The 957-nt window shown below is 67.3% G+C and carries 1 protein-coding gene; it reads right to left on the bottom strand.

Going from position 1 to position 957, the window contains the following annotated elements; translation table 11 throughout:
- Nucleotides 1-207: 207 nt before the first annotated feature.
- Nucleotides 208-825, bottom strand: a complete 618-nt coding sequence (locus ABD140_RS39875) for a hypothetical protein (protein ID WP_344248269.1) — start codon at nt 823-825, stop codon at nt 208-210.
- Nucleotides 826-957 lie beyond the last annotated feature (132 nt).

Raw genomic sequence — 957 nt, forward strand, 5'->3', positions numbered from 1 at the left:
CCGGGATCCCGGAACAAGATCGCAAACCGACACGCCGAACAAGATCGTTCGCGGTGGTACGTCACCGGGTTCACGTACCGGATGACGTACCAAGATCATCACCGGGTGTCCGAACAAGATCGTTCGCACGGGCCCCGAACAAGATCACTCCCGACATGCGAGCGGCCCCCGACTCCTGCAGGAGCGGGAGCCGCGGCGTGCGCGGGGTCAGGCGCCGGTCTTGTCGAACTTGGCGGCCAGCGCCCAGAAGTCGACCTTCTCGACCAGGGTGGCGATGTCCAGGTGGCCGTCTTCGTCGTTGAGGGCGGGGTCCCAGTCGCGGTCGGCGGCGTAGGCGGGGCCGAGGAACTCATCGCCGGCCAGGACCACGCCGTCGGGCAGCTGGGCGTCGATGGCCTCGCGGAAGGCGGCCACCAGGCCGTCGACGTCGTAGTCGTCGCCGTACTCGGTCAGCGCATCGGCGACGTAGGACTCGGGGTTGAGGGCCTTGGCGTGGTTGTAGAAGGAGCCGTAGCTGGTGGTGGTGACCGAGCGGGTGCGCGGCTTGGTGGTGCCCTTGGAGCGGCCCTCGGCGATCTGCTGGGCGCGGGAGCGGGAGATGCCCAGGGCCTTGGCGACGTCGCCGTGGCTGGCGTTGTCCTTGTCGCGCATCTCCAGGACCGCGTCCTGGCGGGCGGCCGTCAGCGCGGCCTGCAGCTCGCCCTTGGTGCCGAGCGCCTCCAGGACCTCGGTGGCGGTGCGGGCCCGCTCGATGGCGCTGTCCTGGCCGGCGACCAGGGCCAGGAGCTGGTCGGTGATCTGCTTGATGTCCGTGTTCGTCGTCATGCCCACCACTGTACGGGTAGCCCGTACGTCTGTCAACCCAACCCGTACAGAAAATTCTCCCGAGAAAAGTGTACGGGTAGAGTTGACACCTGTACGGGGAGCCCGTACACTAGAACCATGACGAACACCAAG

The organism is Actinocorallia libanotica (assembly GCF_039525175.1).
GTDB classification, from domain to species: domain Bacteria; phylum Actinomycetota; class Actinomycetes; order Streptosporangiales; family Streptosporangiaceae; genus Actinocorallia; species Actinocorallia libanotica.